This window comes from Snodgrassella sp. CS2 (genome assembly GCF_050310315.1).
Taxonomy (GTDB): Bacteria; Pseudomonadota; Gammaproteobacteria; order Burkholderiales; family Neisseriaceae; genus Snodgrassella; species Snodgrassella alvi_E.
In genome coordinates, this window is record NZ_JBNPBA010000004.1 from 1 (window position 1) to 22,981 (window position 22,981).

The 22,981-nt window shown below is 42.6% G+C and carries 23 protein-coding genes and 1 tRNA gene; 7 read left to right on the forward strand and 17 right to left on the reverse strand.

The window, feature by feature from the left end; all coding sequences use genetic code 11:
* Positions 1 to 341: 341 nt before the first annotated feature.
* Positions 342 to 1,142, reverse strand: coding sequence for a DUF3472 domain-containing protein (locus ACQP6D_RS06780; RefSeq protein ID WP_427857763.1), 801 nt, complete (start codon positions 1,140 to 1,142; stop codon positions 342 to 344).
* A 262-nt stretch (positions 1,143 to 1,404) separates the two neighbouring features.
* Between ACQP6D_RS06780 and ACQP6D_RS06785 the strand changes: the two genes are divergently transcribed.
* From ACQP6D_RS06785 to ACQP6D_RS06795, 3 genes are all read left to right on the forward strand, one after another.
* Positions 1,405 to 2,172, forward strand: a complete 768-nt coding sequence (locus ACQP6D_RS06785; protein WP_427857764.1) for an energy transducer TonB — start codon at positions 1,405 to 1,407, stop codon at positions 2,170 to 2,172.
* Between the two features lie 82 nt (positions 2,173 to 2,254).
* On the forward strand, positions 2,255 to 2,920 hold the full coding sequence (locus ACQP6D_RS06790; protein WP_100140989.1) for a MotA/TolQ/ExbB proton channel family protein: 666 nt from the start codon (positions 2,255 to 2,257) through the stop codon (positions 2,918 to 2,920).
* 3 nt (positions 2,921 to 2,923) lie between these two features.
* On the forward strand, positions 2,924 to 3,337 hold the full coding sequence (locus ACQP6D_RS06795; protein ID WP_100151455.1) for an ExbD/TolR family protein: 414 nt from the start codon (positions 2,924 to 2,926) through the stop codon (positions 3,335 to 3,337).
* Between the two features lie 471 nt (positions 3,338 to 3,808).
* On the opposite strand, the gene lpxA is transcribed toward ACQP6D_RS06795, so the two are convergent.
* The 13 genes from lpxA to rpsB all read right to left on the reverse strand — a co-directional run bounded on the left by lpxA (position 3,809) and on the right by rpsB (position 16,602).
* Entirely contained in the window at positions 3,809 to 4,585 is a 777-nt protein-coding gene (gene lpxA, locus ACQP6D_RS06800; protein ID WP_100151456.1) for an acyl-ACP--UDP-N-acetylglucosamine O-acyltransferase, read from the reverse strand.
* Between the two features lie 107 nt (positions 4,586 to 4,692).
* Positions 4,693 to 5,151, reverse strand: coding sequence for a 3-hydroxyacyl-ACP dehydratase FabZ (gene fabZ / locus ACQP6D_RS06805; protein ID WP_267391021.1), 459 nt, complete (start codon positions 5,149 to 5,151; stop codon positions 4,693 to 4,695).
* Positions 5,152 to 5,155: 4 nt separating this feature from the next.
* Positions 5,156 to 6,217, reverse strand: a complete 1,062-nt coding sequence (gene lpxD / locus ACQP6D_RS06810; RefSeq protein WP_370469824.1) for a UDP-3-O-(3-hydroxymyristoyl)glucosamine N-acyltransferase — start codon at positions 6,215 to 6,217, stop codon at positions 5,156 to 5,158.
* An 8-nt stretch (positions 6,218 to 6,225) separates the two neighbouring features.
* Positions 6,226 to 6,726: an OmpH family outer membrane protein gene (locus ACQP6D_RS06815; protein WP_267408708.1), complete on the reverse strand. Its 501-nt coding sequence runs from the start codon at positions 6,724 to 6,726 to the stop codon at positions 6,226 to 6,228.
* A 24-nt stretch (positions 6,727 to 6,750) separates the two neighbouring features.
* Positions 6,751 to 9,126 carry an outer membrane protein assembly factor BamA gene (gene bamA / locus ACQP6D_RS06820; RefSeq protein WP_100156584.1) on the reverse strand — a complete coding sequence of 792 codons (2,376 nt, stop codon included), beginning with the start codon at positions 9,124 to 9,126 and terminating at the stop codon, positions 6,751 to 6,753.
* Between the two features lie 3 nt (positions 9,127 to 9,129).
* Complete coding sequence (gene rseP / locus ACQP6D_RS06825; protein ID WP_367420831.1) at positions 9,130 to 10,470, reverse strand: RIP metalloprotease RseP; 1,341 nt, start codon at positions 10,468 to 10,470, stop codon at positions 9,130 to 9,132.
* A 14-nt stretch (positions 10,471 to 10,484) separates the two neighbouring features.
* On the reverse strand, positions 10,485 to 11,687 hold the full coding sequence (ispC, locus tag ACQP6D_RS06830; protein ID WP_367577492.1) for a 1-deoxy-D-xylulose-5-phosphate reductoisomerase: 1,203 nt from the start codon (positions 11,685 to 11,687) through the stop codon (positions 10,485 to 10,487).
* A gap of 7 nt (positions 11,688 to 11,694) precedes the next feature.
* On the reverse strand, positions 11,695 to 12,504 hold the full coding sequence (locus ACQP6D_RS06835; RefSeq protein WP_427857765.1) for a phosphatidate cytidylyltransferase: 810 nt from the start codon (positions 12,502 to 12,504) through the stop codon (positions 11,695 to 11,697).
* A gap of 3 nt (positions 12,505 to 12,507) precedes the next feature.
* On the reverse strand, positions 12,508 to 13,257 hold the full coding sequence (locus tag ACQP6D_RS06840) for an isoprenyl transferase (protein ID WP_427857766.1): 750 nt from the start codon (positions 13,255 to 13,257) through the stop codon (positions 12,508 to 12,510).
* A 28-nt stretch (positions 13,258 to 13,285) separates the two neighbouring features.
* On the reverse strand, positions 13,286 to 13,843 hold the full coding sequence (frr, locus tag ACQP6D_RS06845; RefSeq protein WP_100141001.1) for a ribosome recycling factor: 558 nt from the start codon (positions 13,841 to 13,843) through the stop codon (positions 13,286 to 13,288).
* 130 nt (positions 13,844 to 13,973) lie between these two features.
* A complete protein-coding gene (gene pyrH / locus ACQP6D_RS06850) occupies positions 13,974 to 14,693 on the reverse strand; it encodes a UMP kinase (RefSeq protein ID WP_100141002.1) in 720 nt (239 codons plus the stop codon).
* 171 nt (positions 14,694 to 14,864) lie between these two features.
* Positions 14,865 to 15,737 (reverse strand): translation elongation factor Ts, encoded by an 873-nt coding sequence (tsf, locus tag ACQP6D_RS06855; protein WP_100141003.1) that lies wholly within the window; start codon positions 15,735 to 15,737, stop codon positions 14,865 to 14,867.
* 115 nt (positions 15,738 to 15,852) lie between these two features.
* Entirely contained in the window at positions 15,853 to 16,602 is a 750-nt protein-coding gene (gene rpsB, locus ACQP6D_RS06860) for a 30S ribosomal protein S2 (protein ID WP_100141004.1), read from the reverse strand.
* Between the two features lie 200 nt (positions 16,603 to 16,802).
* Here rpsB and ACQP6D_RS06865 point away from each other — a divergent pair, with 200 nt between their 5' ends.
* The gene (locus tag ACQP6D_RS06865; protein WP_427857767.1) at positions 16,803 to 17,405 is read left to right on the forward strand and encodes a 5-formyltetrahydrofolate cyclo-ligase; all 603 of its coding nucleotides are present in this window, start codon (positions 16,803 to 16,805) and stop codon (positions 17,403 to 17,405) included.
* Positions 17,406 to 17,594: 189 nt separating this feature from the next.
* Here the strand turns inward: ACQP6D_RS06865 and nfsB are convergent, their stop codons facing one another.
* The 3 genes from nfsB to ACQP6D_RS06880 all read right to left on the reverse strand — a co-directional run bounded on the left by nfsB (position 17,595) and on the right by ACQP6D_RS06880 (position 19,806).
* Positions 17,595 to 18,239, reverse strand: a complete 645-nt coding sequence (nfsB, locus tag ACQP6D_RS06870) for an oxygen-insensitive NAD(P)H nitroreductase (protein ID WP_427857768.1) — start codon at positions 18,237 to 18,239, stop codon at positions 17,595 to 17,597.
* Positions 18,240 to 18,509: 270 nt separating this feature from the next.
* Complete coding sequence (locus ACQP6D_RS06875; protein WP_427857769.1) at positions 18,510 to 19,448, reverse strand: nuclease-related domain-containing protein; 939 nt, start codon at positions 19,446 to 19,448, stop codon at positions 18,510 to 18,512.
* 273 nt (positions 19,449 to 19,721) lie between these two features.
* Positions 19,722 to 19,806: transfer RNA gene (locus ACQP6D_RS06880), tRNA-Leu, on the reverse strand.
* Between the two features lie 205 nt (positions 19,807 to 20,011).
* Here ACQP6D_RS06880 and ACQP6D_RS06885 point away from each other — a divergent pair.
* The 3 genes from ACQP6D_RS06885 to ACQP6D_RS06895 all read left to right on the forward strand — a co-directional run bounded on the left by ACQP6D_RS06885 (position 20,012) and on the right by ACQP6D_RS06895 (position 22,933).
* The gene (locus tag ACQP6D_RS06885; protein WP_427857770.1) at positions 20,012 to 20,662 is read left to right on the forward strand and encodes an SCO family protein; all 651 of its coding nucleotides are present in this window, start codon (positions 20,012 to 20,014) and stop codon (positions 20,660 to 20,662) included.
* Positions 20,663 to 20,761: 99 nt separating this feature from the next.
* Positions 20,762 to 21,415, forward strand: a complete 654-nt coding sequence (gene hisG, locus ACQP6D_RS06890; protein WP_427857771.1) for an ATP phosphoribosyltransferase — start codon at positions 20,762 to 20,764, stop codon at positions 21,413 to 21,415.
* Between the two features lie 30 nt (positions 21,416 to 21,445).
* The gene (locus ACQP6D_RS06895; RefSeq protein ID WP_427857772.1) at positions 21,446 to 22,933 is read left to right on the forward strand and encodes an NYN domain-containing protein; all 1,488 of its coding nucleotides are present in this window, start codon (positions 21,446 to 21,448) and stop codon (positions 22,931 to 22,933) included.
* Positions 22,934 to 22,981: the final 48 nt, after the last annotated feature.

The following is a 22,981-nucleotide window of genomic DNA, read 5'->3' on the forward strand; positions in this document are numbered from 1 at the left end:
TTCGACTGCGTTCTACTTTAAACTGTTTCGTTCGTTTCGGCTCGCGTCTCAGCGAAGAAGGCGAACTATACGCCCCTGCATACACCCTGTCAACTACTTCCTCCTCTTATTTTTATCCAATCCACCAAACCACTGTTCTAATAAGATTTATTTTTTGTCTTTATGACTGCATTGAAGTTTGCTTTAGCTTGCCAAGAATATGGCCATAAGTTGATTTTTGTTTGAGTGACACGATTCCTTTCACATAATACGGGAATCTTTTGGTTAAATGTTTTATATAAGTAGTATTTATTAAAGATAAAAGCACGCCGACAGCGTGCTTTTATCTTATGTTTTATAAATTATTTATATCCACCTTTAACTAAGGTTCCACTTTCGTCATGCTGCCAAGTGATCGCCCCAGGACATGCAGCTGAGCCTCTGGACAATGTAGAAATAGTACCTTTAATGGTGTTGTTGTTGGCGGTTGGTGGCAAAAATTTAACCTCATAGTAAGGCCAACCTTTTTTATCACACGTCAAATGAAAGGAGGGATTATTCATTTTATAGTTTTCGATCCATGAGATTTGTTTACTGGCCAAATTACCCGCAGATGGACTTACTTCCCACTGTCCTATGATATCTCGGCGTCCTGTAGTTAGATTTGTTACAGTTCCCATCAGCAAATTTCCATTTTTCTGTACTCGGAACGCAAAGGTATCGCCTAACTCTCCTGGTATATACATACGACAAGTGGCACCACTTCTAGCACCATCAGCCCCACCCTTACAATTTGCATGTCTGGCAATGGTGTCTTTACGAAAACTACTAAACAACACCATAAACTGACGAGAACCATCTTTTGCGTTTTTAGTTGGTTGAATACCAGTATACCCAATCCCGCCACCACCTGTGAAACCGAACTGATTTGAAAAATAAAACTCATCAACGGGAGCAGCCTGATTAATGGTAATACCAAAGGTTATATTTTCTATTACTTTATTAGTAGGAATATTCCAGTTTAGCGTAGGGGTAGCGGCTAAAGCATAACCAGTAGTAAATGCCATTGCCATTGCCGTAATTCGTCTTTTCATAACTTTCTCCTTAAAATATTTATTAATTATCTGAGTTTGAGCAATCTTATGCGTTTTATGCTTGCGCATATTGTCTCTTTAATATTTTATCAAAAAATAGTAATTATTCAAATGCTTAAAATCTTCATTAGATATATGTAGGTGTTGAGATTAGAATCTTAAAATATTTGTCTTAATTAAGAAGATTTTTTGCTTGGTAATGGAGCTTAATATTTAGCTAGCTTGGCTCTAATCATCGTAAATTTCTTAGTTTGCACTATCAGAATAGGCATGTGTTTTAGTGTTAAGTCATGTTGCAAATAGGAATGGTTTCTATTATCATAATCAAAATATGGAAAACCAACGTAAAGCCAATTTTTTGATTGTTGTTTTTGTTCTCAGCATGCATGTGCTTTTATTCTGGGCAATTGCTATTCATTCTCAAAAAATTGATATTGATACAAAAATACAATCCCTTAGTTTTGTCGATTTAGGTATGAGTGGACATCAGGCTACTCCAAATGTTGCACCTAGTTCAACAACTAAACAACCTGTCGTACAGAAACAAATCATGAAGGTTTCGGCAACTAAGAAAGTGATGTCTGATAAATCGATAATTAAACCTGTGGCTTCGATAAAAAAACAAAGTGAATTTAGTGTTAATCCTCCTAAAGAAGATAAGCCTAAACTAATACCCACAACGGCGAAACCCAGTCTTATCAAGCCGACTTCTGAAAATAATTCATCTGCCTCTATTTCTTCTAGTAATGAAGGCAAATCTGACGCAACATCGACAAGTAATAAAAATAACGCTGACCAAGCTGGCGGTAGTTTAGTGGTACCCAAAGACTATCAGGGCGGCTATCTAGCTGCCTTACGGCCTGTTTATCCTCCTGAATCGATGAATAACGGTGAAGAAGGAGTTGTTGGAATCACTGTATCAGTATCTGCAGATGGTAAACCCCTAGATGTAGCAATCAGCAAAAGTAGTGGATTTAGCCGCTTGGATCGTTCAGCCAAACAGGCTGTACTGAAATATCGATTTAAACCGGCTACTCGTGGCGGTATACCTATTCCGTATAAATATCATTTTAATGTTGCTTTTAGAATGCCTAATTAATGGTGGCTAGCGGTAATTTAGTTTTAATATCTATTTAGATGATTTAATTAAACCAATATTAACTTTGAAGGTAATTATTCTTATGGACGGTAATATTGCTTCAATTTATGCTCAGAGTGGCTGGATTTTGCTGACAGTTTTAGCCATTCTTGTCTTGATGAGCATTATGACCTGGATTATTGCATTGATGCGTTGCTGGAGCTTATGGTGTGCCAGACGGGATAATCGCACTGCTTTAAATTGTTTTGCTTCAGCAGAAAATCTGACTCAGTTACAGCATGAATTGGCTGATAATCAGTCTCCGGTAGCAAGTCTTACCCGTGATGCTCTGCGTGCGAGCAAGCTGTATCATGATCAGGCTAATCATTCTTTAGCTGCGGCAATGCCTTTTAATCGCTATCTTACCAGCCAGATTCGCAATAGTATGGAGCAGATTTTACGGCGCTATGAAAGCGGATTAACCGTTTTGGCTTCTATTAGTTCGAGTGCGCCTTTTATCGGGCTCTTTGGTACGGTATGGGGTATTTATCATGCTTTAATTAATATCGGGCATAGTGGGCAGATGAGTATTGCTGCTGTTGCCGGCCCCATAGGGGAGGCGCTGATTTCTACCGCCATTGGTTTGTTTGCTGCTATTCCGGCTTTGTTGTTTTATAACGGTTTGGTTCGCAGCAAGAAAAATTTAAGTCGTGATCTGGATGGTTTTGCTCATGACCTGCATGCGCAGCTATTAAATAATGGGGAATAAGTGATGGCATTTGGTCATTTTAGCGATGATGAGGTTCATGAGTCAGCAGATATCAATGTAACGCCACTGGTTGATGTGATGCTGGTACTGTTAATTGTGTTTATGATTACTATGCCGGTACTGACTCACTCTATACCATTAACCTTGCCTACTACAGCAAATCCGCAGCAAAAGGCTGAGCCCAAAGCGCCATTGCGATTATCGATTGGGGCTGATGGAGAATATAAGCTGGGTGACAAGTCTCTTACATTGACACAACTACAAAATAATTTACATTCAGAAGTGCAGGCTAATCCTGATGTGGTATTGGCAATAGCTGCTGATAAGCATGTTGCTTATGATCATGTTGCTCAGGTCTTGGCTGCAGCACGGGATGCAGGTTTGGTGAAGGTTGGCTTTGTTACAGAAGACAAGTAGAGGTTTAATTTGGATTTGTAATACAGACTAATTTTACTGGAAGATTGATGGACTTTCTTATAAAAGAAAGTCCTTTTTTGTTCAGCTTCATATTTTTAATGAAATTGGTTATCAATTTAAGCCATTTATTTGCTCATGAATATAAAAAATTCCTTAGTGATTTTAAATATTCTGCACAATTTGTTGGGAAAGCTAAATATGTATTTACTATAAACAGGGTTAAATTTTTTTATTAAAATTTTGTGTAATTGCTATGAAATTATAGAAGTAGGTATCCAATCAGAACTTTTATAAGAAAAATAAAATTATTTATTATGCAGGATAATAAAATTGTCGGCTGGACTGGATAAAATTTATATTAAACAATAATAAATCTGAGTTGAAATGTGATAATAACTTTATACAGGCAAAGCCGGATTTAATAAATAAAACTGGTAGATTTTATAATCTACCAGTTTTATTTATGCTGTTTTAGCGAATGACGCCACGGGTTGAATGAGTAAAGAATTCTTTAAAGATATGTAATTCCGCTGCTGTATCTGCTTCTGTAATAATTCTGGACTTAGCCTCGGTATAACTTAATCCTTGCCGGTAAAGAATTTTGTAGATGCGTTTGATGTTGGCAATTTGGTCTGCTGTGAATTTATGTCGCCTCAAGCCTTCGGTATTGAGTCCTGCTGGCTCAGCACGATATCCGGCTGCCATGACATATGGTGGCACATCTTTATGTACACCAGCTGCGAAAGCTGTCATGGCATAATCGCCGATATGACAAAATTGATGTACAAGTGAAAACCCGCCCAGTATTACATAGTCACCTATCACTACGTGACCAGCTAGTGACGCATTGTTGGCAAAGACTGTGTGACTGCCAACGACGCAATCATGCGCAAGATGGACATAGGCCATTATCCAGTTGTCGTCACCAATGCGGGTTTCTCCAATACCGGTAACAGTACCGGTATTGAATGTAGTGAATTCACGAATAGTGTTATGGTTACCGATAATCAGTCGTGTGGGCTCCCCACGGTATTTTTTATCCTGTGGTATTGCTCCGAGCGAAGCAAACTGAAAAATACGGTTCCCTTCTCCAATAGTGGTATGCCCGTCTATGACAACATGCGGTCCAATATCGGTATCAGCACCAATCTGCACATTGGCACCAATTACGGTATAAGCACCCACAGATACGCTACTATCGAGTTCGGCTTTGGGATCAATAATGGCTGTGGGGTGAATCTGCGTCATGTATATTTCCTACATTCGTGATTTACGACCAGTTTAATCATAAGTGATTAATGATACTATTATAAATTTTATAAAAGTCATGAATATTTGTGGCTGTTGGATAACTTCTATTTATCAACTTTTCGTTTAGCACACATGATATCTGCCTCTGCGGCTATCTGATTATCCACCCAAGCTACTGCCTTGAATTTTCCTATATCCCGTTTGTTAGCCACAAGATTAACTTCAAACCTAAGCTGATCTCCCGGTATGACTTGGCGTTTGAAACGGGCATTATCTATGCCAACAAAAAAATAAATTTCATCATCTTCCCGTCCACCGTGATTCAGGATAGCCAGTGTACCGCAGGCCTGAGCCATGGCTTCGATGATGAGTACACCAGGCATAACTGGGAAATCAGGGAAATGACCTAGAAAAAAGGGTTCGTTAGCGGTAACATTTTTGATTGCACTTAAGGTCATGGCTTCACTGTCGTAAGCTGTGACACGATCAATCAGTAGAAATGGATAGCGGTGAGGCAATAATTTCTGAAGTGTTCGAACGTCTAAAGGTAGAGACCAATCCATTGCGTTAATCCTGTTGGTTTGATGAAGTGCCGTTTAGCTCGGCTAACTGGTGTTCCAAAGCTTTTATTTTCTGGTTCATTTCGTGTAAATGCCGAATGTGTGCGGCATTTTTCACCCAGTCATTGTGTTTTTGTAATGGAAAAATTGAGGCGTAGTAACCGCTTTCTTTAATGCTGTGGCTGACAGCAGTGGCTGCACCTATAGTCGTTTTGGGCGGTATATTCAAATGACCACCTATCATCGCTGCACCACCGATTACGGAAAAATCACCGACTTCTGTGCTGCCAGCTATGCCGGTACAGGCAACAATAGCAACATGAGCACCAATTTTACCGTTATGGCCTATCATTACCTGATTGTCGATTTTGGCATCTTTTTCAACAATGGTGTTTTCGATGGCACCGCGATCAATGGTGGTATTAGCACCGATATCGACATCATCCCCCAAAATCACGCAACCGGTCTGAACGATTTTAAACCATTCATTTTTTTGTTTATCCCAGGCAAAACCAAATCCATCGGCACCGATGACACAACCGGAATGCAGTTCAACACGGTTGCCTAGCTGACAACCATGATAAATGGTAACGTTGGCGTGAATGACGCAATCATTACCTATGATGCAGTCTTCTTCGATGACCGTACCTGCCAGTACGCGTGTGTGTTCACCGATAACGCAACGTTCTCCTATAACAACGTTAGCTCCGATTTCACAACTGTCGGCAATTTGTGCTGATGGTGCGATGATGGCGCTCGGATGAATTCCCGACCTAGCTTGTTGGAATGGATGAAACAGACGCGCTACACGAGCAAAATAGAGATAAGGATCATCAGTAATGATCAGTGTACGTCCCACTAGTGCTGCCGCTGATTTTTCGGTAACAATTAAGACGCCTGCACGGCTGGCTACTGCATCTTCCCGCAAACGGGGGTTGCTCAGGAAGCTGATATCATGCTCCTGTGCCTGTTGCAATGAAGTAATGCGGGTGAGAATGACATCATCGCCACGCAGTTCTCCACCCAGTTGTTTAACCAAAGCTGAGGCAGTTAGGTGATTTTCAGCCATTTTTTACCTTACTGTTTCTGCGCATTAAGTGCTTTGATGACGGCATCAGTGATGTCAAATTTGCTATTAACAAATATGGCATCTTGTATGATTAGATCATAACCTTCTTTTCTTGCCATATCGATGATAACTTTGTTGGCATTTTGCTGAAGTGAAGCAAACTCTTCGTTGCGGCGCAGATTGTAATCTTCTGCTAGTTCTGCTGCTGCTGTTTTATATTGCTCATCCATTTGCAGCATTTGCTTAATTTTGTTTTCTCGTTCAGCGACAGGAATTTTTCCTGATTCAATCGCTTCTTTTAATTTCAGACCTTCAGTCTGCATGGCTTGCAATTTTTTCTGCCTCGGAGCAAATTCTTTATCCAAGTCTTTCTGAATAGATTGAGCCTGAATTGATTGCTGATAGACTCGACCAGTATCAATAAAGCCAAGTTTCTGTATGCTTTCTGCCCATACCAAATTGTATGAAAACAGAGTAACTACTAGTGTTAAAAAAAATTTTTTAAGCATGTGTTAGTCCTTATCTGACTGCAATTAGAACGTGGTTCCTAACTGAAACTGGAAGCGCTGTAACTGGTCTTCCGGTTTTTTGTGTATCGGATAAGCATAACTGAATTTTAATGGTCCCATGGGTGATAACCATGTTACAGCCAGACCAGCTGAATAACGTACTTCGTTGCCAAAGCTGGATTTATGGGTTTTGGAACCACCATAAGGGTTTTTTTCGTCAAAATAGTTATAAGTTTTGTTGTCCCATACGCTACCGGCATCAGCAAACATACTCAAGCGGACTGTATGCTGATCTTTAATGCCCGGAAACGGGAATAACAGTTCAGCAGTAGCTGTGGCGATATAATTACCACCATAACTGCTGGAATCACTGCTATAGGAACCATCACTGTAACGATTAAAATATTTCGGACCTAATGTGCCGGACTCATAACCGCGCACAGAACCCAAACCACCGCCATTGAAGGCATACATAAATGGCAGATCTTTGGTTTTACCATAGCCATCGGCATAACCAAGCTGTCCGTACAGCATGACGGTAAAGTTTTTGCTAACTGGGAAATACCAGCGCTGGTCATGGCTTAGGCTGTAATATTGTAAATCACCACCTGGTAAACCGCTGTCAATATTAGCATTCATTATGTAGCCACGCGTGGGCCATAATGCGCTGTCTGTGGTATTACGTCCCCAGCCTACGGTACCTTTAAATATCCAGTTATCTTTTCCGTATTTCTGAACAAATTCAGCATAACGTTGAGGGGCATAGTCGCCATACAGGTTAACAGCGAGATGTTCTGCACCCAAGCTGAAGTTTACGCGGTCATATTCAGTAATGGGTACACCCATGGTCATAGCTGCACCAATTGTGGTGGTTTTATAATCCATGGAATTACTGTCAGATTTGCTAGGGTTGTAACCACGATAATAGACGTTGTAACCCAGACTGACGCCGTCGGGAGTGAAGTACGGATCGGTAAAGGACAAGGCAGCAACCTGATTTACCTTGGAACGGGATAATTGCAGACTGGCGGATTTACCGGTACCAAACAGATTGTCCTGAGAAATACCGGCCGACAGGAGCAGGCCGTCATCTTGAGCCCAGCCAGCGCCAACATTGATGGAGCCGGTAGAGCGTTCTTTCACACTCATATCCAGGTCAACTTGGTCGGGTGTGCCGGCCACTGGTTTGACATCTACTTGCGCATTATCAAAATAACCCAGTTGCTGTATACGTTCTTTGGAACGATTGATTTTGGATACGTCATAGGGCGCGCGTTCCATCTGTCTTAACTCACGCCGCAAGACTTCATCACGGGTTTTGTTGTTACCGGTAATGTTGATTTGATTGACGTATACTTTACGGTCTGGCACGACGTTGAGTACGAAATCTACAACGTGTGTTTGTTCATTCGGGATGGGTCGAACATCTACCTGACAGAAAGCATAGCCGGAACTACCCATTTTTTCCTGAATGGCTTTGATGATATCAATCATTTTGGAACGGTTGTACCATTTGCCTTGTTTGATTTTAACCAGCTTCTGCAATGAATCTATGGGTACTTCGCGTGTGTCTCCGCTTATGGTTACCTTGCCCCAACGATAACGAGAACCTTCGTTTACGCTGATATTAATCATTTGCGCCGTTTTATCTTCACTGCTATTAACTTTGACATCGGCAATACGGAAATTCAGATAGCCATGATCTTGATAGAAGTTATTGATTTTATCCAGATCCTGCTGTAGCTGACTGTCAGAGTAGCGGTCATCACGGGTCAACCAGCTGGTCCAGCTTTTCTGGCTTAAAGACATCTGATTGCGCAAGGTATGGGCGGAAAACTGTTGGTTGCCGCTGAAGTTAATAGACTTGATGGTAGTAGTCGGACCTTCATCAATTTTTAGTTCTAGTGCTACACGGTTACGTTCAAGCCGAGTCACTTTGGGAGTGATTTTAACCGCATTCTTGCCTCGTTGATGATATGCATCCTGCAGGCCGTGCAGGGCTTGCTCTAGTGTGGCTGGATTAAACACACGTGACTGACCCAGACCAAAATTACTAAGATTTTTCTTGATATCGTTATTGTTGATTGATTTACCGCCGGTAACATCAAAGCTACTGATAATCGGGCGTTCAACAACTGTCAGGAGAACCTGATTCCCCATTGTTTCCACTCGAACATCATCAAAAAAACCGGTAGCGTATAATTTTTTAATGATTTCTGCACCTTCGGCATCATTGAATGTATCACCGATTTTAACTGGCAGGTAACTGAAAACGGTTGTCGGTGCGGTACGCTGTAAACCTTCTACCCGAATGTCTTTTATGGTAAACGGTTCGACTGCCAAAGCCAGTGAAGACAGGCCTAAGGCCATTAAACTGACAGTTATCTGTTTTAATTTCATCATTCATCCAAACAAGCGGGTAATATCATTGAAGAAAGCCACCAGCATCAACATTAACATGGCAGCAATACCAAAACGCAGCCCCATTTCCTGAATGCGTAAACTGAGGGGCTTGCCGCGAATCCATTCGATCGCATAATACAATAAATGCCCGCCGTCTAACACGGGAACGGGTAATAAATTCAGCACACCCAGACTGACACTGACCAAAGCCAGAAATTCAGTATAGCTCTGCCAGCCCATGGCTGCAGTTTTTCCAGCCACATCAGCTATGGTCAGGGGACCGGATAAATAATGTAAGGATGCCTGACCAGTGAGTAATTTGGCAAACATGGAAAGAGTGAGTGTAATGTAATCCCATGTGCGCTGCATAGCCAGCTGCACTGATTGAAAAAAACTGGGCTGATAATGTTGGCGTATCTGGCGATCCCATGCTTTATCACGCATGGCTCCAACACCAACCTGGCCGATGATGGTGCCGTTTTCGAGTACAGACTCAGGGCGCAGACTGGTATGTTGAATTTGTCCATTGCGTTGATAACTAATATCTAGTCGCGCTCCGGCACTGGCGCGGATATTATCCACCCATTCCTGCCAGTTACTAATTTTGCGGCCATTTATGGTTAACAATATGTCCCCAGCTTGCAGACCTGCTTTGGCAGCTACGCTGTCAGGTACGACCATGCCTATCTGGTTGATTACTTTAAACGGCACGATACCAAGATATCCTGTTTTAGCTACATTAGCCGCTGCTTCGGTACCAGCAATGTTGAGTAGACGCTTTCCAGGTTGTCCTGCGGCGCTGATGACATCTACCAAAACTTTGCCAGCATCCAGATTAAGCATGATTTTGGCTTGAGCATCTGACCAATCGGTAACTGGCTGTCCATTCACACTTAAGATACGGTCACCAGACCGAAAACCGGCATCTGCTGCTACACTTGCTGGCTCTACCATCCCAACCCATGGCCGCATCTGAGTAATACCGCCGATGCTGAAACTGGCCGCATACAAAATTATCGCTAGAATCAAGTTAGTTAATGGACCGGCAATGACGATAGCAATTCGTTTCAGAGGATGCTGACGGTCAAAGGCAAAAGGTAAATCAGCCTCACTGACCTCCCCTTCCCGTGTGTCTACCATTTTGACATAACCGCCTAACGGAATGGGAGCCAGACACCATTCAATATTGGCACGTTTGATAGAATAGAAGGGTTTACCAAAACCGATGCTAAATCGCAGCACTTTGACACCACACCAGCGCGCTACCAGCAGATGGCCTAATTCATGCAAACTGACCAGAAGTAAAATGGCAACGATAAAAGCAACTATGGTTAGTAACATGGTTTATCCTGTATTCAGCTGGCAGCCCTACCGGCCACCCATGTTTTAGCAGCACTGCGCACCTGCTTATCCAGAAACAGAAATTCTTCGATGGATGCTGCTGTAGAGCCGCTGAATTGCTGCAGGCAGCTTTCAACGACCTGTGCCAATTCAGTAAACCGAATCTGCTCATCCAGAAAAGCGGCCACGGCAATTTCATTAGCTGCATTTAGGACACAAGAGCTGGCGTCATTGCTGCTGTTCAGTACATCATATGCCAATTTCAGGCAGGGAAAACGTACAAAATCCGGTGCAAAAAAGTTTAAGCCACTTAAACGCGTAAAATCCAGTTGTTTGACACCTGAAACAATTCTATCTGGCAACCCCAGACAATGCGCAATCGGTATGCGCATGTCCGGCTTACCCATTTGTGCCAGTACAGAACCATCAATATAGCGTACCATACTGTGTATCACACTTTGTGGATGGATAACTACTTCCAGCTGTTTAGCTGTTACATTGAATAGCCAGCGAGCTTCTATCAATTCAAGCCCTTTATTCATCATGCTTGCAGAATCTACTGAAATTTTACGTCCCATTTTCCAGTTAGGATGGTTTATAGCGGCTTCTGGGGTAATTGTGGCAAATTCATCCAACGGTGTATGCAGAAAGGGGCCACCTGAAGCCGTTAAAATCAGCGATTCCACGCCAGCCAGTTGAGGATTACCTTGATAATCAGCAGGCAAAGACTGAAAAATGGCGTTGTGTTCGCTATCAACCGGTAATAGACGCGCACCGTACTGCTGTACAGTTTGCATAAATAAGGCACCAGCCACTACTAAAGTTTCTTTATTGGCCAGATATATGATTTTACCGGCTTTAGCTGCGGCAAGAGTCGGTTTTAGTCCGGCCGCGCCAACAATAGCAGCCATTACAGCATCAGTTTCACTGGCCTGTGCCACATCACACAGCGCCTGCTCACCATACAATACTTCGGTTTTCAGTGCCGCTGTCTGTAATTGTGCCTGCAATACGCAGGCCTGCTGGGCGGTGGCTACCACTGCGTACATCGGTTGGAAACGAAAACACAATTCGGCCAAACGATCAATTTGCTGGTGCGCTGTCAAAGCAAAGACAACAAAGCGTTCGGGATGGCGGCCTATAACATCTAGCGTATTCAGGCCTATGCTGCCGGTAGCACCCAGAATGGTAATTGATATCGGATTACAACCATTCATCAGTAAATCACTTTATATTAAAACATACCACTAAAGCGGCATAAACGCTGAGTACGGCTATCAGGGAATCTACCCGATCGAATACACCGCCATGTCCAGGCAGAAGCTTGCTACTGTCTTTTACACCACCTGCTCGTTTGAGCCAACTTTCAAGCAAATCGCCACAGATACTGACAGCGGTCAGAATAGCCGCCAGAATCATGGTTTGCCACGCCGGCAGATTAACAGGTAGCCATCCGTGCTGCTGCAATATAACTGTATATAATGCAACGCAGAATACGGCACCTATTGCCCCTTCCCAACTTTTATTCGGGCTGATGGTCGGTGCTAGTTTACGTTTACCGAACGTCCGGCCAACAAAATAGGCGGCAATATCAGCAATCCATACTAAAGCCATGATCGACAGTAGTGCTGTAGCTGATCTGGCATCTGGACGCAGAGAAATTAAAGCTTGCCAGAAAGGCAACATTAATATCCAACCGGTCAATACACCAAGCAAGTTTGCTTTAACTTTCCATTTAAATTTTAACCAAAAGGGTACGAGTATCAGCCAAAACAGCAATACAACTATCTGTAACCATACAGGTGTGTAAGTCTGTTGATGATAAAGATACAGGCAGAAACCACCTGCTGCACTCAGCAGTAAATAGAGTAGGTTTTGTACATGGGTGAAATGGACAATACGGGCATATTCCCATAAAGCCAGCAATGCAATGAGGCCACTGAAAGCAGCCCATAAGCTGTTATTGGCCCCAAACAACATACCTATCATTAAGGGCAACAGGATTAGTGCAGTGAGAATACGTTGTTTGAGCATATGTCAGGGACGCTGTTGAGTAAGAGGCAGCTGCTCCGAAGTTCTACCAAAGCGCCGCTCCCGCACCTGATAGGAGCGGATGGCAGTAGCCAGATGGTCTTCGTCAAAATCTGGCCACAGCACCGGTGTAAAATATAATTCGGTGTAGGCTAGTTGCCATAAGAGAAAATTACTGATACGTGTTTCACCACCGGTGCGGATAAACAGGTCTGGTTCTGGTGCATCGCCAAGTGAAAGATAGGGCAAAATGCTGCTTTCAGTTAGCTCGGTAGCTCCTGCCTGAATGGCCTGATTGGCTGCATGCAGAATATCCCAGCGACCACCGTAATCTGCAGCGATGGTCAGAGTAAGGCCGGTATTGGCTGCAGTTAATGCTTCAGCTTCTTTAATACCTTGTACAATTTCTGCAGCAAACCGGCTACGATCACCGATAACTCGCAGGCGCAGGTTGTTTTTATGCAATTTCTGTACACGTTTCTGTAAGGATTGCAGAAACAGATTCATCAGGAAGTTAACTTCATCTACCGGCCGCCGCCAGTTTTCGGTTGAAAAAGCAAAAACAGTCAGATACTCGACACCCATACGAGCACAGTTTGCTGTCATGTCTTCCAGCATTTCCAGACCTTTTTTATGCCCCATGATACGGGGCATCAACCGTTTTTTGGCCCAGCGCCCGTTTCCATCCATGATAACGGCAATGTGACGAGGTATGTCTGTGTGTTCTGGTACGGTTTGGGTACTACTGGTAGTCAAAATACATCCTTTACGGGGATTTACAAGCTTAGATGGCCATCAGGTCGGCTTCTTTGGTTGCCAGCATTTTATCAATTTCAGCTATGTATTTATCAGTCAGCTTCTGAATGCCTTCTTCACCGCGGCGGGCTTCATCTTCGCTGATTTCTTTGTCTTTGAGTAGACGTTTGAGATCATTATTGGCATCACGACGAACATTACGTACCACAACACGGCCATCTTCTACTTCGCCACGTACTACTTTTATTAGATCCTTTCGGCGCTCTTCAGTAAGCATTGGCATCGGCACGCGTATCAAATCACCCATGGCAGCTGGATTCAGTCCGAGATTGGAATTGCGGATGGCTTTTTCGATAACGGCGGCCATTTTACTTTCAAAGGGTTTAACACCGATGGTACGGGCATCCAGCAGAGTTATGCTGGCTACCTGACTTACAGAAACCATGCTGCCGTAGTATTCTACTTCTACCTGATCCAGCAGACCGGTATGTGCACGGCCGGTACGAACTTTTGCCAGATTATCGCGCAATACATCCAAGGATTTCTGCATTTTTGTTTCAGCGGTGTGTTGAATTTCGTTAATCATGAACATTCCTGTCTGAACTGATTGCATTTATTTCAATTTGTTGAAATTTCGGCAACCAGAAAATGGCAAACGCGCATACTAACGCAGTTATACGCATCAACTCAAGTTAAGTTAATCTGTCTGGCGATTTTTAAACATGCACCAGTGTACCTTCATCTTCACCCATGATGACTTTTTTCAATGCACCCGGTTTGAAGATGCCGAACACCACAATATTTAATTTCTGCTCACGACATAAGGCAAAGGCTGTAGCATCCATTACTTTTAAATTCTGGCTGATTGCTTCATCAAAGGTGATTTGCTGATAACGTCTAGCCTCTGGATTGGTTTTGGGGTCGGCCGTATATACACCGTCTACATTGGTTGCTTTTAACATAATATCACAATTCATTTCCACACCACGTAGGCTGGCTGCAGTATCGGTGGTAAAAAATGGATTGCCGGTGCCGGCAGCAAAAATGACTACTTTACCTTCTTCTAAATATTGGATGGCTTTGGGGCGCGCATAAGTTTCGGCAACCTGCTGCATACTCAGGGCAGACTGGACGCGAGCCTTTATCTGCTGGGTTTCGAAGGCTTCTTTTAAGGCAAGGGCGTTCATTACTGTGGCCATCATGCCCATGTAATCGGCGGTGGCGCGCTCCATGCCTTTAGCAGACTGAGCCATACCACGAAAGATGTTACCACCACCTATGACGATAGCCACTTCTACCCCCATTTCGACCACTTCTTTAACCTGTGCGGTGATTTGCATGATGGTATCGCGGTTGATACCGAAAGCATCTGGCCCCATCAGGGATTCACCGGATAGCTTCAATAATACACGCTTGTATTTTGCTGGTTTGGTCATGATCATTCTTTCTATCTGATTGCCATTAGATTTTTAACAGCTATTACTATAATTTTCAAAATATATTGGGAACTTTTATTTCAGCTATCTCAATGCGATGAAAGAGATAACTCAAAAAAAAGCACCCTGATTCAGAAATCTGAATCCAGAGTGCCCTTGGCATTTACTGCCCTATACTTTAGAAGCAGCGGCTACTTCAGCAGCGTAATCTACTTCTTTTTTCTCAATACCTTCACCTACGTGGAAAGCTACAAAACGGCTGATTTCGGCATTCTGTTCTTTAAGAAATTTTTCCACGGTTTGGTCAGGGTTGATGACAAACTGCTGACCTAGAAGAGTTACTTCTGCCAGAAACTTCTGTACACGGCCTTCCACCATTTTTTCAATGATGTTTGCCGGCTTGCCGGAAGCAGCAGCTTGCTCTTCATAAATGTGGCGTTCTTTAGCCACAATTTCCGGATTTACTTCAGCAGCAGAGACACACTGTGGTTTGGAAGCTGCAATGTGCATAGCCACTTGGCGAATAGCCTGAGTATCACCACCTTTGTGCTCAACCAATACGCCGATTTTGGTACCGTGCATATAGGTAACCAGACTATTGTCGGTTTCAATGCGTTCAAAGCGGCGCACGGTGATGTTTTCACCCAGTTTGGCAATCACAGCTTTGCGGGCTTCTTCAATGGTTACACCGTCGTCGGTTTTAGCTTCAGCCAAGGCTTCCAGACTAGCTGGATTATGTACGGCAACGGCTTTGGCCACAGCCTGAGCAAACGCCATGAAGCTGGTATCTTTGGCAACAAAGTCAGTTTCACAGTTGATTTCGGCTACGGCACCTACTTTACCATCTACATATTCGGCAATCACGCCTTCTGCAGCTGTACGTCCAGCCAATTTACCAGCTTTGGCACCGGATTTAATGCGCAAAATTTCTTCGGCTTTTTCCATATTACCTTCGGCTTCCACCAGTGCTTTTTTGCATTCCATCATGCCCAGACCAGTAGCAGCACGCAAATCACCAACCATTTTTGCAGTAATTGCAGCCATGTTTTACTCCTTAAACTTGATTATACTCAGCCCGATGGATACCAGACTGAAAAAATACTTTAAAAAAAGGGGCACTAATGTCCCCCTTCTTTTACGAAAAATACGAAAGAGCTAATTATTCGGCAGTTGCTGCAGCCTGTTTTTCCTCAGCAGCCTGAGCAGCCTGAACCACTTCCTGCAATGATTGGGCTTTGCCTTCCAGAATAGCATCAGCAATACCGCGACAATACAGACGGATGGCTTTAGCTGAGTCATCATTACCGGGAATTACATATTTAACGTCGTCAGGGCTATTGTTGGTGTCGACTACAGCGATAACTGGAATACCCAATTTAGCGGCTTCTACCAGTGTACCTTTTTGATAGCCGGTATCGATAACGAAAATAGCATCCGGAAGACCTTTCATGTCTTTGATACCGCCCAAGGAACGTTCCAGTTTGGCTACTTCACGCTGCATTTCCAGCACTTCTTTTTTGCCATAGCCAGCTTCGGTAGCATTTTCCAGCGCAGCGGTTTTTTCTTCCAGACGTTTGATAGACTGTTTAACGGTTTTGTAGTTGGTGAGCATACCACCCAACCAGCGATGATCTACGTAAGGTGCACCAGCGCGGGTTGCTTCTTCCTTAACAATATCACGAGCCTGACGTTTAGTACCAACAAATAATACGGTACCTTTGTTGGCAGCCAGACGGCGCACAACATCCTGTGCTTCAATAAACAGCGGCAGGGTTTTTTCCAGATTGATGATATGAATTTTGTTACGCGCACCGAAAATGTATTCAGCCATTTTCGGGTTCCAGTAGCGGGTTTGGTGACCAAAATGTACGCCTGCTTCCAGCATCTGGCGCATAGTAATTTGTGACATAATATCTATCCTTAAAGGGTTAAAGCCTGACACCGCCACGCATAGAACTCTGTAAATTAAAGAGCACCCTTTCGCGTACGGTGCGAGCGTTATTTATTTTTACCGAGGTAAAACGTTCGGATAATACAGAAAAAAAGCTGTTTCGGCAAGTGCACGATACTACCTCTGTTAATCAATTTATTTAGCCGTCTATTTTATTTATGCACCAGCATTACGATAAAACATTACTACGCCGCTATTTGCGACAGCAGCGGCAACAAATAAAGCCGGAGCTCCGCAAAGAGGCCACATCGCAAATTAACTGCCTGCTTTATCCCTTGATAAGACGTGGCAAACGGATTGCAGCGTACTGGGCCATTGGTAGCGAATTATCATTGTGGTCTTTTATTGCCACGGCACAGCACCGCGGAGCCGAAGTCTATTTACCCAGTATTGCACCCAAGCAGCGCCAATTATGGTTTACACGTTGCCCGCACCTACCACGACAGCCTGCCACAGCTCGCTATTTGATTTTGCATGGGCTTAAGCGCAGACGGAAGACAATTCCGCAGTTTGGCGGACCACGCCTACGCGCCCGCAGCTTAAACACAGTTATTGTCCCTTTACTTGGCATTGACCAGCAGGGCAACCGGCTTGGTCAGGGTGGAGGTTATTATGATGCTACGCTTGCAGCTTTACCACCATGGCATTTGAGATTGACCGGCGTGGGTTTTAAATGCCAGTTAATTGATAAAATAGAATCGGAAAAACACGATATCAGGATACCATTTTTTATCTGTGAACAGGGAATTCGAAATTTTTAATATGATTTTCTGGTCAGAATGAAGATATTTATTTGTGCTTATTATTCTCACTGGCTATTTATCGATTACATAAATCCACTTTTAAGTAGTCGTCGGCAATCCAGCTATGAAAAAATAATTGGGCAGTTACGCAATATAGGCTACATGTAACTGCCCTTGAAGCTGTCTGAAGACAGTCAGATCTGATTATTATAAATGCGTAAAAATCTTTTGTTCCGGTAAGCGTGATTTTGGACGGCTGGCATTACTGTCATGGGCTGCACGATAACCTAGACATACCACCAAAACGCTTTTCAGACCTTGCTGCGGTAGACCAAGTATTTCATCCATTTTCTGGTCATCAAATCCTTCGATAGCTGTAGAATCGATGCCGACAGCCGTGGCCGCAAATAATAGTTGCCCTAGCACGATATAAAGTTGTTTACTTTCCCATTCAAGCTGGCTTTGCGGAGTAGAACTGTTTTTATTTACAAAGAAATGGCGACCTTTGTCCATCATTTCTTTTACTTCTCCTTCACCGAAACGGCCATCTTTTTCTTCTTGTGCCAACACCTGCTGTAAATGCTTTTCCTCCAACGGTTTTTTGGCACAAAATATTAATGTATGGGATGCATCAGCGACACGCGGATGATTCAGTTCTAGGATGGCTGGCATGATTTTTTCCCGTGCAGTATCGTTATCTACTACAAAAAAATGCCAAGGTTGTGAATTAACCGATGAGGGACTGTTTCTAATTACTTCAAATAACTGAGCTAATTGTTCAGGTGGTATTGTGCGGGTTTTGTCATAATGTTTCGTGGTATAACGCTGTTTAGAAATATCAGCAATATTCATGGTTGGCTCCTGTTACTTAACTACTATATTTGTATAATAATTCAGATATTTAATTTTATACAGTTTATTATCCTTGGTAGTGTGCTGCTATGACAGCCATGCTGTAAATCATTACTATTTCCTAATCACAGTTTAATTCCTGTATGCAGATAATGTTATCTGATAATTTAGATAAAGTATTGTTGAATATTTTTTGCAGTCACTAAATTTTTTTTTAAACAAAATGCTACAGTTTTATGACTGTATACGGAAATTGCAGCAGACAGGATATTATTGCTGCTTTTGTCTAATTATTTGCTGGCATTGATAACAATAGGCTTTGCCGCCGTATATGTTTTTATGATTCCAGCAATAATTGGCAGCATCTGGGCTAATATTTTTACGACAAGCTACGCAAAAATAGCTGAAGGGCTTTTTTATTGGGGTAGGGGTTTCTGTTTGCAGCTGTGGAAACGTAGCAATATTGGCTGAATGGTTGTTTATTTTATTTAATCCAAAACATGCTAACCAGTCATGCTTTTGTGGATGATGTAGTTTGACCAACTGATGAGCAAATTCTTCTAGCCGGCTACGGGAAACAGTGCGAATAATGCTGAATATGCCTAAAGGTTTACTCAACTGCTTTACTTTTTCTTGCAACTGCTCATTCTTTATAATGTTATCTAGTCCAGATATTATTTTTTTCGGGCGCCGGATAGAGCTATCGTTTGATATTAATATTAGACTATATATCAAAGGCTTAAAATACCAGCCGCAAAGACTGGGGCATTGAATCCGCTTTTTTTGTAACAATTGTTTCAGGATACTGATATGGCGTTTGTTTTGTTCAAGTGGTGAAGGCATGCCTTGTCCTTGCCCATTATATCGGCGCGAAAATTCACCAAATTCATTTATTATCAATTCACCGGCTATTCTTTTGCTTTCACAAACAAATATCTGCAAATGGCGATTAATCAGTAAATGGTCTATCTGAGCTACTTTGTTTTGAAATTGCAGCCTTAAATCGTTGATAATTACCCAATCTGGGTGATTTCCAAAATGAAATTGCATTAGATAGGCTGACTCTTCTTCACCTTTGATGCCAGCACACAATAAACGGATGCGTTGCTCAATTTTCCGCTGCGTTTGCGGTGATAAATCAGGCCGCTGCCGGAGCTGTTGCAATATTTCTAAATCCTCTTGTTTACTATCAATTTGCTTAATAATCATTTTGTAGTCAATTTTAATAATTTAGACTGGCATATATTTTAGCTATATCTGCCCTGCTGATTGATGTTTGGTTCTTTTAAGATATTTTTCTTTCCACTCAGTTTATTGCTTATATCTGCCAATATTTATTTTAATCACTTTTGTGTAAACGTTTTTGTTGAAGTTTATACATGGTAATGATTTGAACGGCAAATAGTTTGTGCTGCTTTTATTTTGTTGTCTTTACAGGCGGCAGACGTAAAAAAACCGCTGATTTCAGCGGTTTTTTAAATCTGGTGCCCAGAGACGGACTCGAACCGTCACACCTTGCGGCGGGGGATTTTGAGTCCCCTGCGTCTACCAATTTCGCCATCTGGGCTAGCGAAGAATCGGCATTATAACGGATTTTCTATAGTTGTAAAGGTTTTTTTCTTGGTAGGGATTTTTTTTAATTATTTATGAATAAAATATTGATTTTATATTTGGATTTTTTTATATTTTACTTATTAATTTAAAATTAAAAATCTGTATTGTATTTTTTAGCTGAACATTATAAAGTACAATTTTGTAATACAAATCAATTTATGTTTAAAATCCATTTATCTGCGGCGTTAATTGTTCCGGCAATCATGCTATCAGCATGTCAGCCGCAAGTACCGGCTTCTACAGCCAAGCCAGCTGCCAGTGCAGATATGCCGCAGCATCAGCAATATTCTTTTGAAGGAAGCGATGTGCGCGATGCCGGTCTGGGCGGAGATGATTTTTCTTTGCTGGATGGCAAAGGTAAATCAGTACATTTGCGTGATTTTCGCGGTAAAGTGGTTGCACTGGTATTCGGCTACACGCATTGTCCAGATGTATGCCCCACTAATCTGCTGGCTTATGCGGATGCGATAAATCAGTTAGGAGAAAAGAGTAAGCAAGTACAGGTGCTATTTATTACACTTGACCCTCTGCGCGATACACCGCAAGTTATGGCTGAGTATGCACCAGCATTTAATCCGAATTTTATCGGTTTAACGGTAGACAAACCGCGTTTGCAGGCGCTTAATAGTGTTATTACCCAATATAAAATTGCGGTACATAAAGTAGCAGGCAGTAGTGCAAAAGACTATCAGCTGGATCATAGTACTGGGACATATTTGCTGGACAAACAGGGACATACCGTGGTGTATGAGCCACACAGCCAGACAGCAACACAATTGGCTCATGACATGAAACAATTGTTAGATTAAAATTATGTAATTAATATTTTTATAATATGCAAATTAATTTTTACGCAATAATAAATTTATAGCTAAAGATTTTTGCAGTGTCTAGATACTGATAAAAAAATGACTGCACAATTAACCATTGCGTTATCTAAAGGTCGTATTTATGAAGAAACGCTGCCTTTGCTGGCAGCAGCGGGGATTAAGGCTATTGAAGACCCGGAGTCATCCCGCAAACTGATTATTAATACGAATCATAACAATATCCGCTTGATTATTGTGCGGGCAACAGATGTGCCTACTTATGTGCAATATGGTGCAGCTGATTTTGGAATTGCGGGAAAAGATGTTTTAATTGAACATGATGGAGGTGGGCTATATCAGCCTCTGGATTTGAATATTGCCCGCTGCCGGATGATGGTAGCCGTACGAAAAGGTTTTGATTATGCGGCAGCTTCGCAGCCCGGCTGCCGTTTGCGGGTAGCTACTAAATATCCGAATATAGCGGCAGAACATTTTGCTGGTAAAGGTGTGCATACTGATTTGATTAAGCTGTATGGATCGATGGAATTGGCACCGCTGGTGGGCTTGGCTGATGCAATTGTTGATCTGGTTTCTACCGGTAATACATTACAGGCAAATAATCTACAGGCTGTAGAGCATGTGGTAGATATATCCAGCCGGCTGGTGGTGAATAAGGCAGCTTTAAAATTGAAATATTCATGTATACAACCAATTATTGATGTTTTTGCACAGGCAAAAAATCAAAAAATTTAGTTTTATTTATATTGAACAGGAATTATTTAAATGACAACGGAAAATTCGGCCAAACTGGCAGTACTTATAGATGCAGACAACACTTCAGCCAGTACGGTTGAATCTCTACTGGAAGAAATCGCCAAATATGGTATTGCCAGTGTCAAACGTATTTATGGCGACTGGAGCAGTGGCCTATCCAAATGGAAAGATGCATTGCTTCCGCATGCTATTACACCGGTGCAGCAGTTTGCCTACACAAAGGGAAAAAATGCTACCGACATGGCTATGGTTATTGATGCAATGGATTTACTTTACAGCAATACTTTTGATGGTTTCTGTATTGTGTCCAGCGACAGTGATTTTACCCGTTTGGCATCACGTATTCGTGAAAATGGCCTGACTGTTTATGGTTTCGGGCAAAAGAAAACGCCTGAATCTTTTCGTAAAGCCTGTGATAAATTTATTTATACTGAAAATCTGCTTAGCCATACAACGGTTGAACTTGGTGAAGACAAATCCCAGACACCTATATTCCGCAACAAGCGTAAATCTCCGACTGAACTGAAGCAGGACACAGCATTGATGAATCTGTTTCGCAATGCAGTGAAGGAACATGCTGATGATGATGGCTGGACGTCGCTTGGGGTAGTGGGACAATACATCAATAAGGTTAATTCTGATTTTGATGCTCGTAATTACGGCTATACTAAATTGTCCTATCTGATTAATGCTATCGATATTTTTGAAACGCAGATGCATGGAAATCATTTATGGCTGCGTTTGAAAAAACGCAGTAATAATCTGCTGCCGAAAACAGAAAATAAATCTTTTGCTCCAGTTGCTGAACCGGCTGCTTTCCAGCAGAACAATGACGCACCTTTGGTGATTACGATTCCGGCTGTCAGCAAATCATCACCGGCGGAAAAGGTGAGTGTCAAGATTGAGCCGGAAGAAAAAACGAAGAATACTCAACCGGTATTGGTACAAATTGAAACTCAGGCGCCTGAATTCACCAGCTTCGATAAAAGCCGTGATGATCAGACTAAGCGCGGACGTGGCCGTCCTCGCAAAGCTGTATTTGAAACGGCAGTGACGGCATCAGAAAACAGTCGCGGCCGCGGCCGGCCAGCTAAGACTAGTTTCAACAGCCGCACTGCTAAATCCAATCGGTCTTCTGGCGAAACTTCCAGCCAGCATTATTGGAACCGTCTGGTACCGATGGTACAGAAAGCGATTGAACGAACCTGTGATATTGAAGGCTGGGCAACAGTAAGCTCGGTAGCACGAGAGCTAGTAACCAGTGATGGTGGGTTCAACGCTAAAGACTATGGCTTTGATAATGCCAATAATGCTATTTCAGCCATCAGCAATGAATGGATCGACAGCCGCAAGGCCGGCCGTGGTCTGAGAGTACGGGTAGTCAAACCGTATGATGTTGAAGTAGATGGCAATACCATTCCAGCACATGAGCTAGCTGCTAAAACAAAGTCTCCGGTTATCGATGTGGATGATGATAATTTCGGTAATAATATTTAATTAAATCTATCAGGATCGGGCAGCATAGGCTGCCCGTTATACAAAGGT